Origin of the sequence: Kitasatospora sp. NPDC059160, from assembly GCF_042755465.1 — a bacterium.
Lineage (GTDB): Bacteria > Actinomycetota > Actinomycetes > Streptomycetales > Streptomycetaceae > Kitasatospora.
In genome coordinates this window covers 20,285-27,702 of the sequence record NZ_JBHZCN010000118.1, presented here as the reverse complement: position 1 = coordinate 27,702, position 7,418 = coordinate 20,285, and the positions used below count along the sequence as shown (strand labels likewise).

Sequence of the window (7,418 nt, the reverse complement as noted above, 5' to 3'; positions counted from 1 at the left end):
ATCCCCTTTATAAAAAAAAACAACCACAACACCCCGGCCGGGGGGGGGGGCCCCCCCCCCGCCCCCGGGGGGGGGTGGTTGCTGCCCCCCCCCCCCCCCCCGAGGCCCGGGTTCCGGGCTGCTCCCGTCAGCGGGTGGGCGGGGCCGCGTCGGCGTCCAGTAGCGGCAGGGCGGCGCTCGTGATGGCCGTGATCTGCGCGGCGGTCCAGGTCGATCCGTCGAAGCTGACGTGCAGCAGCTCGGCGACGGTCTCGGGCCGGCGGACCGTCAGGCGGATCTCGTAGTGGCTCCGGTGGTGCGCCCCGGCCCGGAGCCCGTTGGCCTCGGCGCGGGCGCCATCGAGATCCCACGTGGACGGGGTGACGCGCTGTTCGTCGGCGCTCTCCGGGGTGTGGTGGCTGATCAGGTTGAGGAGCCGCTCGTCGTGCTGGCACTCCCCGGAACAGACGACCAGTGCGGCGCGGGTGCCGCCGACGATGACGGCGTGCCGGTTGCGCTGTGTGCGGATCTCCACGTGCGGGGCCCGTACATACAAGGTGCGCTCCAGCCAGAAGCCCCGGCCGTGCTGGTCCCAGAACTGTTGGCCGACCTCCCAGCCCGCGAGGCGGTTGATCTGCTCGTAGTCCCAGGGCTCCCCGGTCCGGTAGGCGCGGTCCTCGGGGCCGGTGCACGGCCACAGGAGCTCGTGACGCTCGGCGGTGAACATCTCGCCGACGGTGCGCTCCTCGATGCGGACCAGGACCAGCGGGGCGTTCACGGGCATCTCCCGGGGGGCGCTGGTGAGCGCCGGGCAGGTCAGGCAGTCGTGCGCGGCCTGGCTGACGCAGGGCCGGTAGGGGCCCCAGGCCGACAGCTGGGTGCTGCGTCGGCTCTCGGCCAGCGCGGCGTAGGTCTTCGGGCGCAGCGGGCACTGGGCGTCGCGGTCGCCGATGTGGGCACCAAGGCTCAGGCGGGTCCAGCCTCGGCCGTCGGGGCCAGCGGCATAGGGCTTGGGGGCTTCAAGGAAGATCGGCATCGGGACTCCAGGGCAGGTGTGGTGAGCGGGGGCCGGGTGCGGCCCCGGCGGAGGGTGGGCCGCCGGGGGAGGGGCGCCTGCAGGGCGCCCCTCCGGGCCGGGTCAGCGGTAGGGGCTGAAAGCGGACTCGACGTCGAACAGCCGCTGGCCCTCGGGGCAGACGTTGGCGGTGCCCTGCCACCCGTCGTCCGTGAGCACCGACGGGCCTGGGCTCCGGCACTCCGCGCAGGCCGCCGTGTGCGCCCAGTGGGCGAGAGCGGCCTCGAAGTGCTCTCGGCTCTGGAAGCCCTGCTCGCGCCGCTGCCGGGTCCATCGGCTCTTGCCGTCCGGGGCGCCGTGCGGGATGCGGAGGGCGCAGCTGGCGATGCTGAGCTCGTCGGCGTAGTCGAAGGGAGTCAATCCCGACTCCGCGATGGTGTCGCCGAACAGGATCACCGCGACGTCGGTCCAGCTGCTGGCCTTCATCTGCCGGGCGGCGGCGGTGCTCAGCGCCGTACGGCGCTCGTGGTGGCCGCAGTCGCTGACGTGCACCACCGGATCGCCGGTGGCGGTGAAGGCGACGGTCACGTCCGCGGTGGGCGGGACGGGCGTGGGCGTCTCGGTGGTGGTGAACGTGCTGTCCATGCTGTGACTCCCTGGTGAGTGCGGGTTGAACGGTCCGGCCGCCCGGCCGTTCCGCTATGAACAACAATACCACATGAAACCTGCAATGCAAGATGGACGATTGCTTCTTCTGTGTGGTATAGTTTTCCATGTCGGAACGGCCGGGCGGCCGAACCGCTCAACCCGCACCCACCAAGGAGCCCACCATGTCCAAGAACAAGCGGCCCATCGACAGTCCCGGCTGCACCTGCGACGGATGCCGACGCGGTGACAGCGTGCCTCTCGACTCGGCGAGCCGCGACGAACTCATCGACCTTCTGACCGGCAAGCTCGGGTACTCCAACCGCCGGACGCTGCGCGTGCGCTTCGAGGTCGAGATCGAGCCCGGCGGAACGCTGAGGGACAGCACGCCGGTCGGCGTCAAGGTCCTGGTCCTGAACGAGGAGCACGAGCCGCAGCCACTCCCCTGGGATGTGCTCGAACCGGCGGACCTCCCCCGCCTGATCACCAGCCTTCCCACCGAATAGAACGGCGGGCGGGCCCGGGACCCCCCGGGCCCGCCCGCCGTTCGGCTCTCGGGGCGCAGGCCCCCGCTGCTGTGCGCCCGTCGGCGACCAGCCGCTGCTCCGTGCCGCGCCAGCCCCAACAGGGTGACGCGACGGTGCCCGGATGGCCGGTCGGCCCCACGTCATCGGGCGGCCTGCTCCGACCGGCCCCGGGGGGAGTCCCCGGGGGGACGGGCCAGCCGCCCGCCCGAAGGGGGCGTCAGGACCGCAGCTCGGCCCCGGCCTCCTCGGCGTAGCCGACCTCGTAGACCACCGGGTGGCCCTGGTCTCCCGCGGCCAACGGGTGCCCCTTCGGCCAGGACACGGTCACCACGGCGTCAGCCACGGCGTCGTCGATCAGGCGCAGCACCTGGTCCCGCGCAGAGTCGCTCAGGCCCTGCTGCTCCTCGTCGGCTTCGGTGGCCTCCACCTTGGCGCCGTACTCGTCGATGGTGTTCTGGTGGGCGGAGGCGATGATGCCGGCGCAGGCGGCCGTGAGGTAGCCGGCGGACACGGGCAGGTTCTCGGGGAGGGCGGTCAGTCGCATCGGTTGACTCCTTCGGGGTGGGGCCGCCCGCGGGGTGCGGGCGGCGTCGGACGTCGGCGGGGTGCGGGTCGGCGAGGCCGCCGAGCAGGGGCCGGCGGTGCGGCAGTGCTCGCACCATCGGTCATGGCGGTGTTCGCTGGTCGGGTTGCTGTGCGGCTGCGGGTCCGGCGCGCGCCGGGTCTGCGGTGGTCGCGGTCGACCCCCGCGGTGGATGCTAGGGGCCGGCCGCGCGCGGCCGTGTCAGGCGATGCGCTCGACGTGGGCGAAGATGACTCGTTCCTCGGAGTGCTGGTCGAAGCCGCGCTCGCCGCTGTGATGGGTGAACCGGTAGGTCCCCGGCGGCACCTCGACCACCGCCACCCGCTGCCTGGCGGGGTCGCCGCCCCGGCTCCGCCAGTGGTCGTGGTCGGCGATCGAGTACGCCCACACGTCGGTGCAGACGGTTGTCAGGCAGACCTCGCCCGGCAGGTCCACGGCATCGCCGTCCTCGTCGAGGGCGGAACCGGCGATGATGTACCGGTCCGGCCCGGTGCGGTACAGGCCCGGACAGCTGTTGCCCACCGGCCCGTAGGCGCAGCCGATGGCGGCCAGGGCCTCGATCGCCTGCGCCTTGCCGAGGGCGGAGTAGTAGCTGGCCCGCACCTGCGAGTCCACGTCGAAGTCGTAGACCGGGCTCAGGTTGTCGCGGACGACCATCTTCCCGGACGGCACTTCCAGGGTGATCACGGTCGTGATGCCGTCCGCGTACCGGCAGGGCTCCTCGGTCTGGACGGAGCCGTCCCGGACGGTGAGCTCCACCTTCTCGTCGCAGTAGAGGCAGTAGGGCGTGCCGCCCAGCACGATGAGCGGCTCCTCGTCGTCGACCAGGTAGACGTCCAGCTTGTCCTTCCGGATGAACAGGTGGCCGTTGCTGTCGAGCGGCAGGGTGGTGAGGGGCATGGGGGCTACTCCTGGTTGATCTGGGCGGGTTGAGGGGGCGGACCAGCCAGGACCGCCCCCGATGTGGAAAACTATACCACATAAAACATGCGGCGGGTGCTCGCGTTCGGCACCGGTGCCGGGGCATGGTTCCGATCGCCGGGTGCGGTTGATCAGGGGTTGGCGGGGCAGCAGGCGGCCCAGTGCCACATCAGGCAGGGGGCCCCGGCGCCGTGATCCGGGCAGGTGGGCTCAATGCGGTCCCAGCCGACTCCACCGCACGGGTGGGTGTGGCAGGTGCAGGTCTCGTACGTGGGGGTGCCGTGTTTGACGCCGCGGGAGGCCTCGCGGATGGCGTCGATGACGGCCTGTTCGCCAGCGTCGGCCCGCAGGCCGAGCGAGATGGGCAGGAGTGCGGCGCCGACCTGTGCGGGGTCGGCCAGAGCATCCAGTGGGAGGCCGGCCGGCTGCTCGGTGCTCCCGTCCTCGCGGAGGCTGGCCCACTGCCAGCCGTTCTCGGTCGACCAGGCGGCGAGCAGGCCGTCGGGGTGCTGCTCGGCGCTGACGAGCGGGTGATCGGCTCGCCAGGTGAGGACGGCGGAGGGGATGGTGTTCCCCGCCGTGTCGTACTCGTCGTACTCGCGGATCTCCAGGTGGCGGGGTCGCAGGCCGGCGGCGGCGAGGTGGGTCTCGACGCTGTCGATGTACGTCGTCGCCTGGTCCTGAGTGAAGTCGGTCATGGCGTCCTCATTGCTGTTGCGCGGGCTTGGGCTGAGCGGCTCCTCGGGCGCCGCCGCGAAGGTGCGCGTCCCGGGCCGCGATCGGGTGGAGCGGTGGCCGGCGCCTGCCCGGCCGCGGGAGCGGTGGCGGGCAGGCGGCTGGGCGGGCCCGGCCGCGGAGGGCCGGGCGATGGTGTCAGGACGCCAGGGCGGCGATCTGGGCGGCGGAGTGGTCGCAGGCGCGGCACTCGGTGCGCGGCTGGCCGCTGGTCAGGCAATGGGTCATGGCCCATTCGACGGAGGTGCGTGCGGTGCCGATGTGCCCCGCGATGATGCTGTCGGGGCGGACGGTTGCGACCTCTTCCATTTCGGCCAGCAACCGGATCTTGCCGACCAGGTTCCCGGCGTCCTCGCAGGCCTTCTGGGCCCTGGTGAACCCCAGGCGGGTGAGGCGGCCGGTCGGAGCGGCGTGCTCGTCGGCGGCGATGAAGGCGGCGTTCGCCGTGGCGAGCAGTTCGGTGGTGGTCTTCACGGTGGCGGGCATTGGTTTCCTTCTCCTGGGGGCGGGTTGGCCAGGCCGGCCGCCAAGCCAGCCCGACGTGAACAACAATACCACATGAAACGCTACACGTCTGCTCGTGTCGGCCGAGGAAGCGCCGTCCCGGCCAACCGGACACCCATGCGGTGGGGCCCGATAGTTCTCGCGAACCGGTGGTTCCCGTGGTGGGAGAGCACGGTTGCCCCGGCCGCCGTCAGCGCTTCGGCCAGCCACCTTGCGCCGCCCTCCCCCGGCCGTCGCGGCCGCGCACCCATCCCGACCAGCCGCTGCTCCGCCGCCTGGTGGCCCACCTCGTTGTTCCGGATCTTGGAAGCGACCCGGTCGGACAGCACCGTGGCGTCCGGCAGCACCGTCAGCCGGCGTGGCCGCGTCCGGCCGAGATAGGCGAACCCCTGGACGGCGTAGACATGGCCGACATGACCAGGGGAGATCAACTCGCTGCCCAGCGGGGTGATCCTGGTCCGCGGCTGCGGGTCGGAGTGGGCGACCACCCCGCGCACCCCCCCGGTCGGCGGCCAGCGCGAACGCCCTGGCGCAGAACCACGACTCGGCGTTCGACTCCGCGCCGTCCAGGAGCACCAGCCGGTTGAGCTCCAGACTCTGCCGGTAGGGGGCCAACTCGGGGAACACCCGGGTCAGCACCTCCACCTTCATCGGCACCCCCAGCGTCAGCACGCCGTACAACCGGCCGCCCGGCGGCTCGCCCGGTCCCGGCTCCTCGCCGACGCGTTGCAGCCCGAACGCCATGCTGACCACCGGCCAGGACCCGCTGTAGTGGTGCGCCTCGACGAACCGCCGTGCCGGGCCCTCCGCCAGCGCCACGCACCGGTACGCCTCCGGGTCGAACCCGCCCGCGCTGGTCCTGAGCCAGGACGGGCGGCGGGCCGTCCAGCGCTGGCACCAGCCGCTCTCTCCTGGGAGGTCCAGGGTCAGCTGCTCGGCGGTGGGGCCCAGAGCGGACCGAAGGGTCGAGGGCATGACGGGATCACTCTCCTTGGTCGGGTGGGTCGGGCGCGGCCCGCGCGCCCGTGGAAGGGGGCGCCCGCCGCCGCGGCGGGCGGCGGCGGGCGCCGGGTCAGCCGAACAGGGCCAGCTGACCGTCGGGCTCGGCAAGATTGCGGCGGATCGCTGCGCCGGGCCGCATCCGGCGGTACCAGGCGCGGCGGCGCTTGGCCCGGCGGCCGCGCGCGACGGGGCCGGCCAGCACCCGGACGTCCGCGATCGACAACCCGTGCTTGAAGGTGTGACCGGTGCTCTCCTCGGCCCCGGCGTAGTCCTCGGCCAGCTGCGGACCGAGCTGCGCCGAGCGGACCAGGTCGTCCTTGGTGGCCAGGACGCACAGGCGGCAGCTCAGGCGGTCCATCCCCAGGTCGTACGCCCAGTGGTATTCCAGCTGGTGGTCGCGGATCGTCTCCCAGACCTGCCGGTCGGTCATCTCGATGATCGGGTGCCACCGGATGACCGTGCGCCGGGAGTTGCTGGCGGCGCGGTCGATGACGAACTCGGGCTTGCCCGCGCGGCCCTTCGATTCCGCCCCGCGCAGGCCCAGGGCGTAGTACACGACCACGTGCTCGCCCGGCCGCTCCGCGCGCCGCCAGGTGACGAAGCGCGTGACCTGCTTCTTCCCGGGGCCCTCCTTCTGGTCGGAGGTGCACCAGCGCGCGTTCGCGCTGGGCCACATCTGCCGCTCCCGGGTGAACTGCTGGAACAGCCCGCCCTGCTCGCGCTGGGTCACGATGACGGGCACCCCGTAGCGCGCGGACTGGCGGTGTACCAGGTCCAGCGTGCCGGGCCACTCCACCGGCTCACCGCTGTCGGTGCGCCCGAGGTCGTTGTGGATCACGACCACCTTGTCGAGCGCGCCAGCGGCCTCGGCGGCCGTGCACACCAGGTGCTGCATGACCAGGCTGTCCTTGCCGCCAGAGCTGAACACCATGATCTGGTCGGCCTTGGCGAAGGGGCTGTGCCGCTTCGGGCTCGGATCGATGGTCAGCCAGCCGATCGGCAGCCGCGGCGGGTCGACGCGGTGGGCGGCCTCCGACAGGGCGGCCACCTGGTCCTGCGGGTGGGCGAACACCGACCACGCCTGGATGCGGCGGCGCCAGACGTCCGGGCCGGCGCCGGGCTGCTCCCAGAGCACGGCGGCCAGCTGGCGGACGGCGTCGGGGTTGTCGCCGAGCAGCAGCAGTGGGTCCAGCCGGCGTTCGGTGAACTCCTCGGCCTGGTCGTGCTCGTCGGCGGTGGCCCAGGTATGCCAGGCGTCCGCCCGGCGCCGCCACAGCCCCGGGTAGCCGTGGCGGGGGTCGGCGCCGATGTGCTCGGAGAGCAGGTGGACGGCGACGGCGGGCATATCGGCCGGCCAGTCCGCGTCCTGCACGCGGGTGGCGATGGACCGGGCGGCGAAGCGCAGGGCGCGACCGGTGCGCAGCGGGGTGGGCACGGCTCTCCTCGATGGGTTCGGCGGGAGGGCCCGCCAGGGGAAGTCGGCACCTGGGCGGGCGGAAGGGGGCGG

The 7,418-nt window shown here is 72.8% G+C and carries 9 protein-coding genes; 1 reads left to right on the top strand and 8 read right to left on the bottom strand.

The genetic code is table 11. From position 1 onward, the window contains the following. Nucleotides 1-127: 127 nt before the first annotated feature. Together ACFXOZ_RS35560 and ACFXOZ_RS35555 are read right to left on the bottom strand one after the other, a co-directional pair. The gene (locus ACFXOZ_RS35560; protein WP_380594045.1) at nucleotides 128-1,015 is read right to left on the bottom strand and encodes a hypothetical protein; all 888 of its coding nucleotides are present in this window, start codon (nucleotides 1,013-1,015) and stop codon (nucleotides 128-130) included. 102 nt (nucleotides 1,016-1,117) lie between these two features. Further along, nucleotides 1,118-1,639: a hypothetical protein gene (locus ACFXOZ_RS35555; RefSeq protein ID WP_380594043.1), complete on the bottom strand. Its 522-nt coding sequence runs from the start codon at nucleotides 1,637-1,639 to the stop codon at nucleotides 1,118-1,120. 185 nt (nucleotides 1,640-1,824) lie between these two features. On the opposite strand from ACFXOZ_RS35555, the gene ACFXOZ_RS35550 reads away from it, so the two are divergent. Continuing rightward, nucleotides 1,825-2,145, top strand: coding sequence for a hypothetical protein (locus ACFXOZ_RS35550; RefSeq protein ID WP_380528199.1), 321 nt, complete (start codon nucleotides 1,825-1,827; stop codon nucleotides 2,143-2,145). A gap of 238 nt (nucleotides 2,146-2,383) precedes the next feature. Here the strand turns inward: ACFXOZ_RS35550 and ACFXOZ_RS35545 are convergent, their stop codons facing one another. From ACFXOZ_RS35545 to ACFXOZ_RS35520, 6 genes are all read right to left on the bottom strand, one after another. Then, complete coding sequence (locus ACFXOZ_RS35545) at nucleotides 2,384-2,710, bottom strand: hypothetical protein (protein WP_380528202.1); 327 nt, start codon at nucleotides 2,708-2,710, stop codon at nucleotides 2,384-2,386. Between the two features lie 240 nt (nucleotides 2,711-2,950). Next, nucleotides 2,951-3,649: a hypothetical protein gene (locus ACFXOZ_RS35540; protein WP_380528204.1), complete on the bottom strand. Its 699-nt coding sequence runs from the start codon at nucleotides 3,647-3,649 to the stop codon at nucleotides 2,951-2,953. 152 nt (nucleotides 3,650-3,801) lie between these two features. Then, nucleotides 3,802-4,368, bottom strand: coding sequence for a hypothetical protein (locus tag ACFXOZ_RS35535; RefSeq protein ID WP_380594041.1), 567 nt, complete (start codon nucleotides 4,366-4,368; stop codon nucleotides 3,802-3,804). 175 nt (nucleotides 4,369-4,543) lie between these two features. Further along, nucleotides 4,544-4,891 (bottom strand): hypothetical protein, encoded by a 348-nt coding sequence (locus tag ACFXOZ_RS35530; RefSeq protein WP_380528209.1) that lies wholly within the window; start codon nucleotides 4,889-4,891, stop codon nucleotides 4,544-4,546. 80 nt (nucleotides 4,892-4,971) lie between these two features. Then, a complete protein-coding gene (locus tag ACFXOZ_RS35525; protein WP_380594039.1) occupies nucleotides 4,972-5,397 on the bottom strand; it encodes a hypothetical protein in 426 nt (141 codons plus the stop codon). A gap of 584 nt (nucleotides 5,398-5,981) precedes the next feature. Beyond that, complete coding sequence (locus ACFXOZ_RS35520) at nucleotides 5,982-7,346, bottom strand: phosphoadenosine phosphosulfate reductase family protein (RefSeq protein ID WP_380528211.1); 1,365 nt, start codon at nucleotides 7,344-7,346, stop codon at nucleotides 5,982-5,984. Nucleotides 7,347-7,418 lie beyond the last annotated feature (72 nt).